The sequence below is a fragment of the Pedobacter foliorum genome (assembly GCF_013266735.1).
In the GTDB taxonomy this organism is placed as follows: Bacteria; Bacteroidota; Bacteroidia; order Sphingobacteriales; family Sphingobacteriaceae; genus Pedobacter; species Pedobacter foliorum.
In genome coordinates this window covers 23,577-40,778 of record NZ_JABSNU010000007.1, presented here as the reverse complement: position 1 = coordinate 40,778, position 17,202 = coordinate 23,577, and the positions used below count along the sequence as shown (strand labels likewise).

The 17,202-nt window shown below is 38.5% G+C and carries 11 protein-coding genes; 1 reads left to right on the top strand and 10 read right to left on the bottom strand.

Annotation, left to right across the window (positions count from 1 at the left end; translation table 11 throughout):
* Positions 1-210: 210 nt before the first annotated feature.
* On the top strand, positions 211-3,306 hold the full coding sequence (locus HQN83_RS15010; RefSeq protein WP_173091141.1) for a PVC-type heme-binding CxxCH protein: 3,096 nt from the start codon (positions 211-213) through the stop codon (positions 3,304-3,306).
* Here the strand turns inward: HQN83_RS15010 and HQN83_RS15005 are convergent, their stop codons facing one another.
* The 10 genes from HQN83_RS15005 to nanU form a co-directional block, all read right to left on the bottom strand.
* Positions 3,307-4,053 carry a hypothetical protein gene (locus HQN83_RS15005; protein WP_173091140.1) on the bottom strand — a complete coding sequence of 249 codons (747 nt, stop codon included), beginning with the start codon at positions 4,051-4,053 and terminating at the stop codon, positions 3,307-3,309. It abuts the gene before it with no gap.
* 43 nt (positions 4,054-4,096) lie between these two features.
* The gene (locus HQN83_RS15000) at positions 4,097-6,061 is read right to left on the bottom strand and encodes a beta-N-acetylhexosaminidase (RefSeq protein ID WP_173091139.1); all 1,965 of its coding nucleotides are present in this window, start codon (positions 6,059-6,061) and stop codon (positions 4,097-4,099) included.
* A 1-nt stretch (position 6,062) separates the two neighbouring features.
* The gene (locus tag HQN83_RS14995) at positions 6,063-7,238 is read right to left on the bottom strand and encodes a sialidase family protein (RefSeq protein WP_173091138.1); all 1,176 of its coding nucleotides are present in this window, start codon (positions 7,236-7,238) and stop codon (positions 6,063-6,065) included.
* Positions 7,239-7,273: 35 nt separating this feature from the next.
* Complete coding sequence (locus tag HQN83_RS14990) at positions 7,274-8,455, bottom strand: AGE family epimerase/isomerase (RefSeq protein WP_173091137.1); 1,182 nt, start codon at positions 8,453-8,455, stop codon at positions 7,274-7,276.
* A gap of 11 nt (positions 8,456-8,466) precedes the next feature.
* Positions 8,467-10,542, bottom strand: a complete 2,076-nt coding sequence (locus tag HQN83_RS14985) for a GDSL-type esterase/lipase family protein (protein ID WP_173091136.1) — start codon at positions 10,540-10,542, stop codon at positions 8,467-8,469.
* Positions 10,543-10,544: 2 nt separating this feature from the next.
* Complete coding sequence (locus tag HQN83_RS14980) at positions 10,545-12,119, bottom strand: sialidase family protein (RefSeq protein ID WP_246254514.1); 1,575 nt, start codon at positions 12,117-12,119, stop codon at positions 10,545-10,547.
* A gap of 27 nt (positions 12,120-12,146) precedes the next feature.
* Positions 12,147-13,394, bottom strand: coding sequence for an MFS transporter (locus tag HQN83_RS14975; protein ID WP_173091135.1), 1,248 nt, complete (start codon positions 13,392-13,394; stop codon positions 12,147-12,149).
* A gap of 38 nt (positions 13,395-13,432) precedes the next feature.
* Positions 13,433-14,611 carry a galactose oxidase gene (locus HQN83_RS14970; RefSeq protein WP_173091134.1) on the bottom strand — a complete coding sequence of 393 codons (1,179 nt, stop codon included), beginning with the start codon at positions 14,609-14,611 and terminating at the stop codon, positions 13,433-13,435.
* Positions 14,612-14,630: 19 nt separating this feature from the next.
* Positions 14,631-15,560 carry a dihydrodipicolinate synthase family protein gene (locus HQN83_RS14965; RefSeq protein WP_173091133.1) on the bottom strand — a complete coding sequence of 310 codons (930 nt, stop codon included), beginning with the start codon at positions 15,558-15,560 and terminating at the stop codon, positions 14,631-14,633.
* 79 nt (positions 15,561-15,639) lie between these two features.
* Positions 15,640-17,184: a SusD family outer membrane lipoprotein NanU gene (nanU, locus tag HQN83_RS14960; protein WP_173091132.1), complete on the bottom strand. Its 1,545-nt coding sequence runs from the start codon at positions 17,182-17,184 to the stop codon at positions 15,640-15,642.
* Positions 17,185-17,202 lie beyond the last annotated feature (18 nt).

Below are 17,202 nucleotides of genomic sequence, written 5' to 3'. Positions count from 1 at the left end.
GACCAATATTTTGTTTTCATTTTTTTAAAACCGTATAAAACCAAGCTGTAAAAAACACATTAATAAACTAAACGTCCTAGTAAAATAAAAATAAAGCAATCGATTGCTTTATTAGATCTTTTTTATAAATTAGTTGTACCAAATAAGCTGTGATCCTTTTCAGATAATCAACCACATTTGAATGTAGGATTACTTTAAACCGTAAAAAGAATGGCTATTAACTTTACCAGAACTTCTCTGTTCGCTACCAAGATTATCTTTGTATTGTTTCAACCTGTTTTGCTATTTAAAACGTGTAACGCGCCTGCTAGTGAACAGAATTCAAGACTAAAGGTTCAAATTGATTCCCCATTAACGGAGTCTGCAAAACACCTCCCCGGCAATAGTTTAGCCGGTTTACATACCTTTCCAGGCTTGCATGTACAAACCATGGCTACTGAGCCTACATTAATTAACCCAACGAATATTGATGTAGACGAAAAAGGCAGAGTTTGGGTTACTGAGGCTTATAATTACAGATTCGAAATTAACAACAACAAACCTAAACCAGAGGGCGACAGAATCTTAATACTGGAAGATAAGGATGGCGATGGAACTCTGGAAACCAGCAAAACATTTTACCAAGGCGCTGAAATTAATGCCCCTCTAGGTATTTGTGTGCTTGGCAACAGAGTTATTGTTTCCCAAAGTCCTTATGTATGGGCTTTTTATGATGATAACGGTGATGACAAAGCCGATCGTAAGGAAATTCTTTTCCAGGGAATTGGTGGTGAGCAGCACGATCATGGAATCCACTCCTTTACTTTTGGTCCAGATGGCAAGCTATATTTCAACTTCGGGAATATGGGTGAAACGCTTAAAGATAAAAACAACAAAACAGTATTGGATCAGGATGGCGATGAAATTGGGCCAAAAAAATATAAAGAAGGTATGGCTTTCAGGTGCGATCCTGATGGTTCGAATGTTGAAGTTCTTGGACACAATTTTAGAAATCCATTTGAGGTTGCAGTGGATAGTTACGGTACCGTATGGCAAAGCGACAACGATGATGATGGCAATAAAGGAGTTCGGATAAACTATGTAATGGAGCATGGTAATTTCGGTTTTAAAGATGAAATGACAGGAGCTTACTGGCCTTCAGAACGAATTAACATGGAAGACTCTATACCACTACGTCACTGGCACTTAAATGATCCGGGTGTAGTACCTAATCTTTTACAGACAGGTTCAGGATCTCCTACAGGAATACTCATTTATGAAGGATCACTATTACCAGCACAATTCCACAATCAAATCATTCATTCAGAACCAGGGCATAATGTTGTAAGGTCATATCCGGTAAAGAAAAACGGAGCAGGATATACTGCTGATATTGTTAATATATTAAATAATGACAGAGATCAATGGTTTCGCCCTGCGGATGTTTGTATAGCACCGGATGGTTCATTGATTATTGCAGACTGGTATGATCCTGGAGTTGGTGGACACAGAGTTGGAGATCTTGAACGTGGGCGTATTTATAGAGTTGCTCCTACTGCATTGGCATCTAAATATGTGGTTCCTAAGTTTAATTTCGATACTCCTACTGGTGCTGTAGCCGCCCTTCAAAATCCTAATCTAGCTGTCCGCAGACATGCTTATTTAGCATTGATTGGTATGAATGAAAAAGCCATTCCTGCACTAAAGAAATTATGGAATTCAACAGGCAATCAGCGCATGAGAGCCAGAGCTTTATGGATTCTATCTAAGTCAGCCGATTCAAAGAAATACATAGATGAAGCCATTGCCGATAAAAATCCGGATATCCGTATTACAGGTTTAAGGGCTGCAAGACAAACAAATTTAAATACTGCCACCTATGTGAAGCAATTGGTAAATGATCCAAGCATGGACGTTTTAAGAGAATGCGCAATCACCCTTAGACACAATAAAACAGCAGAGGCGGCTGAACTTTGGGCTAAACTAGCAGCTAAACACAATGGAACTGACAGATGGTATCTGGAAGCCTTAGGTATTGGAGCAGATAAACAATGGGACGCTTTTCTTGCAGCCTATTTAAAGGAAATTAAAGATCCATTAGCTACCGCTGGAGGAAAAGATATTATTTGGCGCTCTAGAACTGCATTGGCTCTACCCCTTCTAGAAAAACTTGCATCAGACCAAAATACACCATTAGATAAACGACTAAGGTATTTCCGTGCATTTGACTTTATTAAGGGCATTGAGAGGACTAAAGCACTCTTATCGATGTTAAATAACAATACCGACCTTACTACTACTTCTATTATACTTAGTCTAATGGATGCCCAGGAAGTATCAAGTTCACCGGTATCTTTAAATGCAGTAAAAAAAGTGCTCAATTCAAAATCAGGAACTTCTGAATATATTGGCATGATAACAAAGTATCAAATAAAAACAGAAGGTGCTAAATTATTGGATATGGTTATTGCCAATGGAAATAATTCTATTGGAATTGATGCTGCGAGACTTTTAATTGAATCTAAGGACAGCCAGCGAATCAAAGATGCGATAAAGGCTAAAGACCTTAATAAAACGACACCAATTTTTGAAGCGCTTGGAACTATAGGCAATAAAGAATCGATGAGCATACTTTCAAGTGTGGTAACCAACAACTCTTATGATAAATCCATACGTCAGAAAGCAGTAGAGATGATGGGCAAAAGTCGCACTGGGGAAACAGCCGTATTAGGCATGCTAAAAACCAAAGCGCTAACCGCTGAGCTAATTCCATTTGCAGTGAAGGGATTAAGCGGATCAGGTGTCAAAGGTCTGTATGATGAAGCAAAAACCTACTTACCGGACGCTAAAGCAGATGAGGCTAAAAAGGGCACAATGGTTAATTTCAATGAGATAATTGCTTTTAAAGGAAGTGCATTAAAAGGAAAAGCTGTCTATAATAAAGCATGTTTCATCTGCCACAAGGCAAATGGGCAAGGTATGGATTTTGGACCTAATCTATCTGAAATTGGAGCTAAACTACCAAAAGAAGGTCTCTTTGATGCCATAGTAAGGCCATCAGCGGGAGTAAGCTTTGGATATGAAACTTCTCAGTTAGATATGAAAGATGGATCGAGCCTTGTAGGTATTGTATCAAGCAGAACAGAATCCGACATTCAATTGAAATACCCTGGTGGGGCCATTCAAAAGCTGAAGTCGGCAAATGTTAACTCAATAAAAGAAGTTCCCGGATCAATGATGCCTGAGGGATTGCATGAAAGCATGACTAAACAGGAATTTTCTGACCTGTTGGAGTTCCTTTCTTCACTAAAGAAAAAAGAGCAATAGTTATTTGCTCTTTTTTCCACCAACACTTATGACAGCGCCAATGGTAAATATTGAATTACCGGCGCTCATAAATTTACGGCTGTTAAGGCCAAAGTTACCACTTGATGTATATTGCAGCTGTACAGCGTCACTTAACTGCATTCTGGTAAAGAAAATTGGTTCCAGAAAAGTATTTCCTTCTCTGGTTTGCCCAATAGAATTGCGCATAAATGTTTTCATTTGCACACTGCTGATGCGCAATGCCGTTCCATAATTTATAGGAAAATCTGTACCAAAAAGCCTTAAGTTGTTCTTTTTCTTAGAACTGTAATTTACCTGAAGAAAGGTTTTATTGTAGGTAACTTCCTCCAGATCTGTATTTGTTAGTATGTCATTATCATCAAACGTCCTGAATGCACGGTTCGTTTTTCCAGCACCAAATCCGGCATATATTTCTATGATCCTGTTATTGTCCGGACCAAAAGTGTCAAAATATCCACCGCCGATCTCTACTAATTTATGTCTATAATCTTTGCTGTTCTTTTCATTGTTCATATACGAACCACTAAACAGTACACCAATATGATCCGAAGCAGCGTAGGCCCCGTTTAAGCTCATATTACCACGAAGTGAGATATGTCCACCCCCGCTAAATTCCCCTTTTTGGCTTAGCATCGGTGTATTAGGCACATTGGGCATATAAACAGAAGAACAAGAGGCGAAAAATACAAGAGATAGATATAATAGGAGTTTGTAGTTTTTAATCATATAAAGGATCACTTTTCACGTAATACTTTGGAGCCTATCAAATTTAAAGCCAAGGTACCACAGTGAACATCCACTTTTCCGGATTTTGCCAATCTTTGCCTTTAAAAGACCCTACAGGCAGCTTAACTAAAATAGTGTTCCATCCTTTTTTTAGCTGAACCTTGGTAGGTTCACGGAATTCATATCCCTCGTCAATAAGTGGCAGTTCTAAATTGCCCTTAGCTCCTGCCTGTTTCCAGTGCGGAGGTGCTATGAGCTTCCCGTTAACCAATACTTCGCTCTTTCTATTGTCCCAGGTCCCCTCATCCGGAGAATCTGAACCATACGATCTGGAAATATTATTAAAGCCTATCCAGAAATTTTGTAGCTGATCTTTATCGCTCCATATTTTAGTACTTGCATACCAGGTTGTGTTTTCTTCGGGTTTTTCTATTAATCCTGTTACTACAGGCCCCCACCAGTGCCTTAAAATAAAAGTGCCACCAATAGCCGTTAGTGTTGCTTTGTTGGTGTCTATTTCTGTTGCTTCTTGCGGATAGAACTGCTTAGAAAGATCGCCTTGATTATTAAATGGGCCATAAAACTGCCATTTCAAATGTGATTGCGCCTGGTATGGGAATGGCATTTTTGAAAAGTAGCGCTGTTTATGGTTCAGTAGTCGATGCTCAAATTCTTTAAAAACGCTAACCTCTTTTGAACCATCCAACCCTACATAGGTTAACCAGCCCGGTTGCCCACCACCACGCCAGCTTCTTTCGGCAAAAGCCAACACTGCCGGATATACAGCGGTTTGCATAAATACATCCTCAGGTTTGCTTACCCTACGATCTGGCCATACGCAAAGTGTTCCACCTAATGCGGCATCATTTCCTTTATCCAGATTGGCAATTTTCCCTTTAAATATAGACACCACACTTTCCAGTGGATCCATATGATTAATGTACAAATGACGTGAGTCTATGTATTTCACATTATGATTGGCACTAACTTTTGTAGCGTCTTCCATCCATAATTGTCTGATGGTACTTTCTTTAAATTTCCCTCCTGGCTCCCATCCTATCACTTTTTTACCGCGCTTTTCCAGTAAAGCAATTACTTCCGGAAGAAAGTTATTATTAGTGATTTTAACCTCGTCAGCACCGATATGGATATAAGGAACATCAAAAGTATCGCAAAATTCATTTAAGATATTCTTTACAATAACCAAACCGCTATCGCTTTGCATATCCATTTTCATAGCCCTTTTAAACGCGGCACTATGGCCAGGCATATCTATCTCAGGAACCAGAGTAATGTGGCGTTCTTTACAATAGTTTATTAATTCTTTAAGGTCATTCTGAGTATAAAAACTTCCTTTATTACGAATCATTGTTTCCGGATTGGTTAACTGTGGATACAGCTTACTCTCCAGTCGCCATGCAATATCTTCTGTAAAATGGAAATGAAAAATATTGAGTTTATATGCCGCAATCACATCAATTTGCTGTTTCAACAAATCCATAGGTTGAAAATTGCGTCCAGCATCAATCATATACCCCCTCCACGAAAAAGCTGGCCAATCAGTAATGCTACAAGCCTGTACATTATTCGCTGCACCAATAAGCTGCTTTAAGGTTTGCAAACCATAAAACACACCCGAATTACCGGAGCCTTTAATTGTTATTGCCTTGACATCTATATTGAGTTTATAAGCTTCTGCTGTTGAATCCTGCGTTTCAATCTTTCCCAATTCAAGAACAATTTTAGGTTGGTTAGAATTGTTATCCACCCCCTTTTTAATTGGAACCACTAGTCCCAGTTCCTTTAGCTGCTTTTGCAATAACTCAGCTTCCTGATAAAGAGAAGCATTTTTAACCACAATTTCCTTATAGTTTTTAAGTGCGAACTGACCATTTTTCCACTCCAATTTCTGAGGTAACGGAATTAATGATGGTTTCTCCTTAACAGCCGTTTGTGCGCCTGCATTTATGCCTAATACAAGCAGTAGCACTAGAAATCTTTTAATCATGTTACTTCGTTTTTCTCCAATTAACAGTTGTAAAAACTATTTTACCATAATCATTAAATTCATACAGCACCCCTATTTTACTATCATCAAGCTTAATTAAATCTGAGTAAGCTGTGTAATCTGATTTTGTATCAGAAGGATTTTTATTGATAACGATGTTTTTAAACCAGCTTTTACCTTCATTATCGCTAATCCTTAAAGTCAGATTGTCTCTGTATTTTGTGTCTGCAGCATTACAAAATGCAAGAAGCAGCTTTCCATTTTTATCTTTAAAAGATAAGATACTACCCTGATTAACAGGATCAGGAAGGTTGTGATCAAAATATGTAGTATCCCATTTGACCCCACCATCAGAACTTACAGAAACAATTCTCTCACGAACGTCACCTTGCTGATTGCGACTATTCATCATCAATTTACCCCCATCCAATTCAGCAGCCATAGACTCATTACTTCCAGGAAAACTCACATTCTCACTAATCTTAAAGGTTTTCCCATGGTCGTCGGAGTAAAACCCGTGCGCATTATAATCTTCAAATTTGTTTTTCGGATCGCCTGTCGTATGATTGGCAGCTACATATATGCGGCCTTTGTATTTACCATACCTAAATTGCAAGGCATGGCCGGGCGTATTGGCATAATACCTCCAGTCCTCACTAAAGTTCCACAACGGATTGATTAAAGGTTGTTTTAAACGATGAACCTGAACGGTAATATCAACTGCTTCAGACCATGTTTTACCACCATCTACAGAGGTTTTATACCAAACCTGCTTATAGCCATTGGCTTTTCTAATGTCTGCTTCATGATTGTTTCCTGTGTTATAAAACAGGAAGATTCTGCCTTTCGGGTAAAGCGGATCTGTTAAATCAACTACCGGTGCAGGGTTGCCTGCTTGCAGCTTATCATAGTCGGCAACGAGTTGCAGCGGCCCCCATGTTTTTCCTTTATCGCTACTACGTTTAAGTACCACATTTACATCACCAAAGTCTCCTGCATTGTTTACTCTTCCTTCTGAAAAAGCAAGTATTTGTCCATCAGGAAGATTGATCATTGCTGGGATTCTGAAATTCTTATAGCCATCTTTTCCAGATTCAAACACCGTAACCGGTGTATCCTGAGCAAAGATTAAGCTTGAGGTAAACGATAATGAAAGAAAGAGAAGACACTTTAACATAGCTTAGTTTATTTACTTATTTTCAGTTAATTATATTATTTCAAATGATCTGTCAATAAAGACAGACAATACCATTCTTGCCTAGGTAAATGGAAAGGCCCTTTAAATAGATTCCCTTTAGCTGTTTGCGCTAAACTACCATCACGGTGCAAATAACCAAACCACTCCCCATTCTTTGGATCATGGAAATGCTGATAAGCATAATCATGCACCATTTTATGCCATTTGGCATATTTCTCGTCCCCTGTAATTGTATAAGCTAATAAGGTAGCTATAATCACCTCATTGTGAGGCCACCAAAACTTCATATCCTGCCAATATTCCTGAACGGGCTTATTGTATACATCTCTAAAATACAGGATACCACCATGCTCTTTATCCCATCCACGTTCCCACATATAATCAAGCATTTTGCATCCTAATGCAATTAAATGAGGATCGTTATTTCTGTATTTAGCCTCGTGAAGTATAAACCACGCACCCTCAATTGCATGGCCCGGATTTAAGGTTCGTCCATCAATATGATCTACAATACTTCCATCCGGTGCTACTTGCTCCATAACACATTGAATGTCATCTTTAACAAAGTATTGCTCTATTTCGGCAATCCATTTATCAATCCATTCATCACAACGCGGGTCGCCAATAGTTTCCCTTAATTGCTGTGCAGTATTCATCATAATCATCGGAACACCGATTCCTTTTGTTGGTCTGGTACCTGCATATTTTGTTGGCAATAAGCCTGGAGTGGTTGAGTACTCTATGCATTTGCCAAACAAATATCTTGCTTTAGCTGCAGCTTCCTCATCGCCACTGGCTTTAGCATAAGCTGCATTGGCAATTACGGCAAAGGTTTCCGAAAAGTAATAACGTCTTTTACGAATAGGATGTCCCTCACGGGTTACATGAAAAAACATCTGCCCATCCGCATCAAAGCAATGATTGTTTAAGAAGTCTATTCCTAACTTAGCCCCCTCCAACCATTCCTGTTTTGGTTCTATGGTATTATACAAAGTTGACAATAGCCAAGCTGCCCTACCTTGTATCCAAACGGCTTTATCATCATCAATTAAACTTCCGTCCTCATCACGCATTAATAAATAGCCCCCATACTCTGTGTCTATTGATCTTGGAAACCAAAAAGGCACAGTATCGTTTAACAATTGATTGTTGTAAAATGTTTTAAGGTTCTGTAAATCCTGGGTGGTATAGCTCATAATGTAGTGTTTTAATTTAATGGGATTGAAAAAGTTGAAGCTGGTAAACCTGCCTCATTAACCAGGTTGGCACGGGTAAATGGTTGATATGCGTATTGCACTTCTCTTACAATTTCGCCTTTTGGTATTTTTAGTATTATCTGCTTTTTAACAATACTGGCTTCTGCCGGTAAGCAATAGCCTTTCTTGTTAATCAACTGAAAGCCAACTAAAGCAGTTCCTCCTTGTGTAGAAAGACTTCTAGCATTGGTAAAAGAAAGCACAATGTTATTATTCTCTTTTTTAGCATTTAAAATAACAGGACCATTGGCAGTTACCAATTTATGATAGGTATTTTTTAACGCAAGAAGTGCAAGTCGTTGCCCTACCTCCATTTTTCTGTTGGGATGAACATTCAATGAATCACCAACATCAGAACTCACTGCCATACCACTGTTAGGTATAACCTGCAGTAATTTACGCTGGGCATCTCTGAAATATGGCCACGATTGACGATCTATACTTGACAGTTGCACATAATAAAATGGAAAATTATAGCCCCACTTTTTACGCCAACTATCTACCAATACGGGCATTGTATGCTCATACAAATCTACATTTTGAGCATTGCTTTCGCCCTGATACCATATTACACCCTTAATTGGGAAGTCAGTTAGTTTAGCCACACCCGCTTCATAATTGTATATTGGCTCGTAAGGATGGCGTTGTTTAGGATTTGTTGCTTCTTTTAAATTAACATCTGCACGACCTCTGGCCCATTCTTGTATAAAATCAGATTTGCGCCAATCAGTAAGCACATCAACTAACTGTTCATCATGTTCCATAGTGTACCTGTCTATCCACGATTCTATAGTTGAACCACCAACTGCAAGTTGTATTAAGCCAACAGGCACTCCAGATTCAGCGACTATTTTTTTCCCGAAGTAATAGCCAACTGCCGAAAAATCAGCTGCAGTTTCTGAAGTAGCTGCAGACCACTTTCCTGAAAAATAATTAAGCTGATTTACCTGTTGCAAAGTCTGAGCATCCCAGGCTGCATCATTTGTTTCTGCATACTGGCTAAGCTTAAACAACCTTATATTCTTATCAAGCTTCATTCCAGCCAGTTCCGACTTTCCGGTTTTAGCCGCACTTAAGGGGAATGACATATTTGACTGACCCGAACATAACCAAACATCACCAATAAGAATATCAGTTAATGAAATGGTTTTATTACCCGATTGTACAGTTAACTCATATGGCCCACCATGTTGCATTTCTGGAAACTGAACCTTCCATTTGCCATAACCATCAGCCATAGCATTTAGGCTTTTATGATTAAATACAACCTTTACTTGCTCGTTGCTATTTGTTATACCATAAATTTTTATGGGTTTATTTCTTTGAATTACCATATGATCTGTAAAGATCTCTGGAAGCTTAAGTCCACCGTAATTACCTGTTAAGTTCCCATAAACAGTTTTTGCAATAATAGCCGCTCCTTCTTTATCAGGATGCAGGTTATCAGCAAACAAATCAGGCCGATTGTACAAAGCGGCTGTCAGGTTAATTAAACCTGCATTGTTATTTTTAGCAATCTCCACAATGCGTTCCTGAATTTGCCAATACCAATCTCTTGTACCCGATTTAAAACGTGGATGACCATTAAATATGGGCGTAAGCTTACATACAAATAACTTTACCTTAGGGTTCTGCTTTCTAAGCGTATCCAATAACCATGCATAGTCAGCCTCAAAATCGCCTTTAAATTCCGGCCAATCCCTGGGATCAGTGTCATTTAAACCAAGGTGTACAATGGCAATGTCTGGATTAAAAGCCATTGCATCCTCAAATTGCTTAGTTTTAAAATAAGGCCTATGCCCCTTTTTTAAAAGCGTAGCACCACTTAATCCAAAGTTTTTAACCTCATATTTCTGTCCTAGCAACCCCTGCAATACCGAAGGGTAAGATTCTGTAGCAGGGTCTTTTAAACCATAGCCAAAGGTTACAGAGTTTCCTATACACGCAACTTTTACTGTTTGGCTGTACGAAAACAATCCAAACGGCAATAGCAGTACCAATAGGAAGATTAATCTTTTTGAGTACATAATTATTTAATAATATCATCTACCGGAACCCTAACAAATAGTAAACTACTGATGCCTTCGTACAAAATACCAATCGTATTGTCGTCAATTTTTGTAAGTGCAGAATAGCCAAAAGATTCACGTTCATCAATTAATAATTGATTTGCAGGTTGCCATGTTTCGCCCATATCTAAACTAGCTTTTAGGGTAATATCTCTTCTTGGCCCTTTTGAAACATTTGGGTTGCTAAAGAACAATACGTCCTTCAACACGCCTTTCACCTTAACTTTTGCTTTAATAAAACTGCCCATACAAACCGGATCTGCAAGTGTATTGTACGAAGTTGAATGCGCTGTCCAGCTTTTCCCCATATCAGTTGTTGTAGCAACACTTCTAAATTTGCCCCTATTATCTCTCATATTAAGCATTATAGTTCCAGCAGTGGTCTCTACCAATTGACTTTCGGTAGTATTAGATTTCGCACCAATACCACTTTTCCATGATTTACCATGATCATCACTATAAACCAATGTTGAGTGCGGCATTTTTTGAGCATCCCAGTATTGCGCCGGAAAAACAATCTTACCATCAACCATTGCAATACCATTTCCGGGACCAGGGAAAAAGATTCTCCACTCAGGGTTCTTTATCTGAGCAGTTATGCTATAAGGTTTGCTCCAGCTAATTCCATCATCAGTACTGCTGGTCACCACAAACTGCCCTGTTTCATCAGGCGTAAGTCCAGGCCCTGAACCGGAGATAGAGCGGTTTCCCTTACTCCATAAGGCAGCAACCCATATAGTTTTAGTAGCTGGATCAAACAGTACAGAAGGATCGCCAATACCACTATTTTCATTAGGGCCTCCCATATCCATAATGTTTTTCATGGCATCCCATGTTTTTCCTCCATCTACGCTACGGCTCATCCCAACATCAATATTTGCAGGAAGATCGCCACTATGGTCATAACGGATATCATATACCGAAATTAAAGTCCCCTTATCAGTAGTAACCATTCCCGGAATGCGGTAGGTATGCACATTTTCATCTTTGGGTTTACGCAAGGCAATACCAATAGGCTTTGCTACAGTCTTACTTTGATTAATTTTATAAACCATACCTGATAAATCGGTAAAGGCATCTGCCCTAACAACCAATCGATCATCAATATTGGCATCGTCTTTTAAACTAACACTTAACCAGAAATAATAAGTCCCTGACTTTAGTTTTGCATCAAGTGGAACGCTAAACTTATCACCTGAAGGAACAATGCTTCCAATTGATGCAGCACTACCAAAGTCAGGTTTTTCATTACTCTGATAAACTTCGAGTTTAGCGATATCTTTTAATGATTCTTTATTTAAAGACCCGGAAAGGGCTTTATAAGTAATTTCTTTGTCGCTTACAGGTATATTTACCTCAATGCGAAGATAGGAGTTCGACTCCATCCTTTTGAATATTGGATTTACTGTTGAAACAGCGCTTATTTTTACAGCATTGGCACCAGTTTCCTGGTATATTTTTTTACCACAAGAGGTAATAGCTAAGGCGATGGCCATAGCTAAAAAGCCTTTCTTTATATCTCTCTGTATCTTCATCTTATATAAATCTATTTAACTAAAAAACTAAGCATCTACAAAATCATTATGCTTTGGCCGTAAAAAATAAAGCTGAACAGCTAATGCAATCACTACAATTCCGGCAAGCATGGCGAAATCCTTACCAAGATTACCTTCGTCTGATGACTTCCCTAACAGATCAGTTATAAAAGCGCCAAAGAACACACCGGTCATGTTCATTAATCCGTATGCTGTAGCCCTATATCTGGCCGAAACAAACTGACACAAAATGGGCATATTGTTGGCATCAAAAATTCCAAAACCTATCCCAAAGCAAACGGCTGCCCCTACAACATGAAAGAGGGAATGGCCAAAACCTAGTAATAATAACGATGGAATGGTTAATGCCAAACCAATAGCACTGGTATAAATACGCCCTTTAATATTTTTCTGCACCCATTTATCAGACAAAATCCCTCCAAAAATTACCCCTAAAAAAGAAGAAGCGGCTATGGTAATGGTTGATAGCGGACCTGCCGTTGCCATAGGAATATTGAGGTTTTGTGCAAATAGTGTAGGTAACCAATTCTTTGCTGCCCAACCCGGTAAACTTGGAACCGCGAAATAAAACAAAATAATCCAAAAGGAAATATTGGTAAACAGCAAGGCTAATCCTTTAAAAAGTGAGGGCTTAATTGTTAATTTTATCGTATCAGAGGCCACTTCGCCATCCCCTACTTTTTTCTCTCTTAAAAAGAAAACTAATATAAATGAATAGAAAACACCAGCAATTCCGAACCAATGAAACGTTGACTGCCAGGAGAACATGCTTGCAACAGTAGCACCAAAACCACCTAAGGCCTGCCCCATATACAACCCTGTCATGTGAATACCTATGGCTAATGATCTTGTTTTTGGCGAATGGAAATCGGCTATTAGAGACAAACCAGCTGGAATATACAATGCCTCACTTACACCCATAATCGCCCTTAGCCAATAAATTTGATTAAAAGTTTCGGCATACCCCATTAAAAAAGTAACGCCCGACCAAACAAATAAACTACCTACAATTAACCATTTCCTGTTAAACTTATCTGCAATAATTCCTGAAACAGGGCTCATCAAGCCGTATATCCATAGGAAAATAGCCATCAGATAGCCAAAATTGGTAGCCGACTGCAGTTCGGAAATATCAACCTGCATTGCTGACTTCATTGTCGACAACATTTGTCGATCCATATAATTTAATAATGCCACCACCCACAGCAATCCAACAACCACCCAGGCATAACTATTTGTATTTTTCTTTAGCATATCATTATTGTTTTGAAGCCCAATGAAACCATCATTGCTTATTTCTTTATGTGACCAATTTTGATCGTGCCAATCATTACCGATGGTGTTCTTACACCGGGTTTTATTTCTCCGTTAGATAAAACAATATCACTTCCCCATTTTGTTGCAGTAGTAGTAACATGAGCGGGAAAAGGCAATTCGCCTATTTTACTCCATTTATTTGTAGTAATGTTATACACCAATTGCTCTTTATAAAACCCTTTGTGATTAACATTTAACTTGTTCTTTTCCTTAGTAAGTTTATCCTTTTCTTCCTGGGATGTTGTCTTTGAAATTTGCGAAATGTAGTGCTCTATCTTATGAAAAACCGAACCATTATCGCCTCCAGAAACCAATATTAAATTGTTACTTACAGCAACTCCGGCACCGGCCGAAAAGGTTGTTGTATGTTTGCCATCAGATATATCAGCCATTTTTTGCCAATTACCTTTAGCTATATCATAAGCAAAAGTAGTATTGTTTAAATCACTAATTCCTGATGGAGTTTTAGTGCGACCACCTATTACAAAGATCCTATCAGATTGAGCAATTACCAAGGCATTTGCCAATTGAAGTGGCAGGCTTGGTAATTGCTGCCATGAAGCATCTTTAGCATTCAAATCAAGCTTATAAAAAGCACTAGAAGAACTCTTTTCCATATCACCACCAACCAAATAAACCACATTACCAATATGGGTTAGCCCGGTATTGGTAATTGCAACAGGCAGATCAGGTAATGGTTTTATCCTGATATTTATATCCGCAGCATTCCAACTAACGAGGTAAGCCTTGTTAGATAAGCCATCTTTACCCTCTCCACCAGCATATACAACCCCCAAATCAGTGGATGTATTGCCACAGTAAGCAATTGGATGAGGTAATTTTGCAGATAAGGTTTTGGTACTCCAAACATAACCTCCATTTTGCTTAAGCAGGATGTGAATGTTATTGGAATAAAACTTACTCCCTCCTTCCCAGGGCATTTTATCAGGAAAATTAGCCCCGCCGGCTACCAGTAGTGCATCATTAAAAACAGCATTAATTGCACCTGCAAAACCCAATGATGTACTGCCATCTGCATTTTGCAGTTTTGCAGCAGTACGCCATTGTACCTGCTCTATAGTGGTTTCCTGGGCAGAAACATCAGTAAACATCAGCATAAAAGGGATTGATAAAGAAAATAAGTATTTGTTCATAAGCCTACGTTATTAAAAACTAATGAGGCGCGTTTGATTTAAAAGTATCAAAATCAAGCCCGGCAACATCAGATTGGAACAGTTCAAACTGATCATTATCCATATTCTTAACCGGCAACCTAAATTCGCCGCAATCTACTCCTACAACTTTCATATAGGCTTTTCCTGTCGCTATACCACCGTATTTACCAAGTAGCCTAATCATATCAATCGACAGCTGTTGTAATGACTGCGCCTTTTTAAGATCGTTATTTTCAAATGCTTCAATCATATCGTAGTACAATGGTGCGGCATAATTAAACGTACTGCCAACCGCGCCCTTAGTACCCAATACCAAAGCAGAAAGCATATTTTCATCACGGCCCCAAAGCATATCATATTTTCCATCTTTAAAGCTCATACAAGATAAGAAATCCATAAAGTCTTCGTGCGTATATTTTACGCCAGCAAAGTTTTTAATTTTACCGTCTACCGCTTTTAATAAATCATACATTGCAAAACCTACTCCTGTTAATACAGGGATGTGGTAATAGTAAAATGGCATATCCGGCACTACCGCAGCAATTTCAGCACAAGCTTTAGCAAGCATATCTACATTTGCTGGTTTAAAGTAAAACGGAGCTGTAAATGAAATGGCATATAGCCCAATCTGTTTAGCAAACAAGGCTAAATCCTTACAATCTGTAATGCTTGTGCCACCTAAAAACAACATTACTTTAAAATCCGGATCATCTTTAGTACATGTAGCCCATGCTTGTGCAACTTGCTTTTTCTCTTCGGTAGACATTGAAACCCCCTCTCCGGTAGATCCGCAGATGAAAGCACCGGTAACCTTATTGTGTTTTAAAAATCTATAATAATCTGGAATAATATTTAAGTTGATGGCTCCACTTTCAGTCATAGGAGTAAAAGGAGCGGCAATTAAGCCTTCTAGCTTATTGAAAATCATATGTGTATATTATTATTGTAGTGTGTAAAATTAGTGGTAGAGGGTGTCCGAAAAAGGAGCACCCTCTTAAAATTATCAATTAAAACGCGGGATAACCATCAGTCTGAGTAAGTGCCCTGTTATTAGTTAAAGATGTTCTATCAATTGGCCATAATAATTTATAAGCCTCCGATGATGACAAACCTGTTTTAGCGAACACATAGTTGTTACCCATACGTCTTAAATCATACCATCTTTTTCCCTCTCCAATAAACTCTAATAAACGCTCCTGAAGTATCGCTTCTTTAGGATCACTATCTATAGCCTGATTAGGATAACCATACACCGCTTCACTGTAATTAGCGCCATAAGCTCTTAACCTCACACGGTTAATCTCGGCTGCCGGACTTTCACCCAAAGCTACCTTAGCCTCTGCTAAGAGCAACAACAGATCAGCATAACGATAAATCGGGAAATCATTAGTAAACGCTCTGCTTCCTGCATTTTGTTCCCCCTGATATTTTTTCAAGAATGCACCGGCAATTTTAAATGTACCTGCCGAAGGCTGAGAATAAGCAGCCTGAATAGTTAAGTTTTTACGAACATCTTTATCATCAAACTTTCTGTAGGTAGCTATTTTAGTAGGAACTCTTAATAATCCACCGTAATTATCAGTAACTACATCAAACTTTCTGTTGGCTAAAGAATCGTAGAAGTTAACAATTAAACTTGTCTGCGGCACAAAGTTTCCGATAAATGGCAAAGTAGCTTCGTTAAGCTTATTTCTTGAAGCAAAAATAACCTCATTGTTATCTTTACTGGTCGATGAAAATACATCGGCAAAGTTAGGCAACAATGTTAATGCCGGAGCGCCAGACTGAATACTGGTCAATGCAGTTTTTGCAACATTTGCATCAGCAGTACCACCACCTCTGTAGCTGGTCCATAAATAAACCTCTGCATTTAACATCTGAGTAGCAGATTTAGACCAGAATCCTTTTTTGTTCTTAGCAGAAAAAGAATAGTCTGATCCAAAGTTTTCATTTGAAAGGTTAATATCCGATTTAATCAGGCTCATTACATCTGCCTCAGAAGATGCAGGTTTAGCTAAATTTGAAATATCAATATTAACGGTTGGATCTGTTACAATCACAACCTTACCCCAACTTCTATACAATTGGAAGTAATAGTAAGCACGCATACCGTAAGCTATACCTAAATAATTCTTCTTTGTAGCATCAGATACTATGGCGGTAGAGTTTAATTTACTAATCAAAAGATTGATCTGATTAATGTTGTTATAAAACCCTCCAAAATTACTTACTCCCGAATTATCTGCATCCAAGGTATGCAACCACATGCGCTCCATACCTTGGGTCGCTTCACCTGTAAATGCAGCTGTTGTACCCGGATCCGTTCCATATATATCTGAACGTACCTCACCAAGAAATTCAAAATTGTTGGTATGCTCACGAAAACGTGTATGTACACCACTTAGAAAAGCATCAAACTGATCAGCAGTTTTCCAGTAACTTGCATCACTCAAGTTACTTATCGGACTTAAATTTAGATCTTTTTTACAAGAGCTAAAGGCTATTGCACTAATCCCTAAACAGATTAGAATATTTTTTATGTTCTTTTTCATATCGCTAAATCTTAAATA

Bases quoted from the DNA above. Each gene is read 5' to 3' on its own strand.
- HQN83_RS15010 (WP_173091141.1), top strand. From the start codon at position 211: ATGGCTATTAACTTTACCAGAACTTCTCTGTTCGCTACCAAGATTATC.
- HQN83_RS15005 (WP_173091140.1), bottom strand. From the start codon at position 4,053: ATGATTAAAAACTACAAACTCCTATTATATCTATCTCTTGTATTTTTC.
- HQN83_RS15000 (WP_173091139.1), bottom strand. From the start codon at position 6,061: ATGATTAAAAGATTTCTAGTGCTACTGCTTGTATTAGGCATAAATGCA.
- HQN83_RS14995 (WP_173091138.1), bottom strand. From the start codon at position 7,238: ATGTTAAAGTGTCTTCTCTTTCTTTCATTATCGTTTACCTCAAGCTTA.
- HQN83_RS14990 (WP_173091137.1), bottom strand. From the start codon at position 8,455: ATGAGCTATACCACCCAGGATTTACAGAACCTTAAAACATTTTACAAC.
- HQN83_RS14985 (WP_173091136.1), bottom strand. From the start codon at position 10,542: ATGTACTCAAAAAGATTAATCTTCCTATTGGTACTGCTATTGCCGTTT.
- HQN83_RS14980 (WP_246254514.1), bottom strand. From the start codon at position 12,119: ATGAAGATACAGAGAGATATAAAGAAAGGCTTTTTAGCTATGGCCATC.
- HQN83_RS14975 (WP_173091135.1), bottom strand. From the start codon at position 13,394: ATGCTAAAGAAAAATACAAATAGTTATGCCTGGGTGGTTGTTGGATTG.
- HQN83_RS14970 (WP_173091134.1), bottom strand. From the start codon at position 14,611: ATGAACAAATACTTATTTTCTTTATCAATCCCTTTTATGCTGATGTTT.
- HQN83_RS14965 (WP_173091133.1), bottom strand. From the start codon at position 15,560: ATGATTTTCAATAAGCTAGAAGGCTTAATTGCCGCTCCTTTTACTCCT.
- nanU (WP_173091132.1), bottom strand. From the start codon at position 17,184: ATGAAAAAGAACATAAAAAATATTCTAATCTGTTTAGGGATTAGTGCA.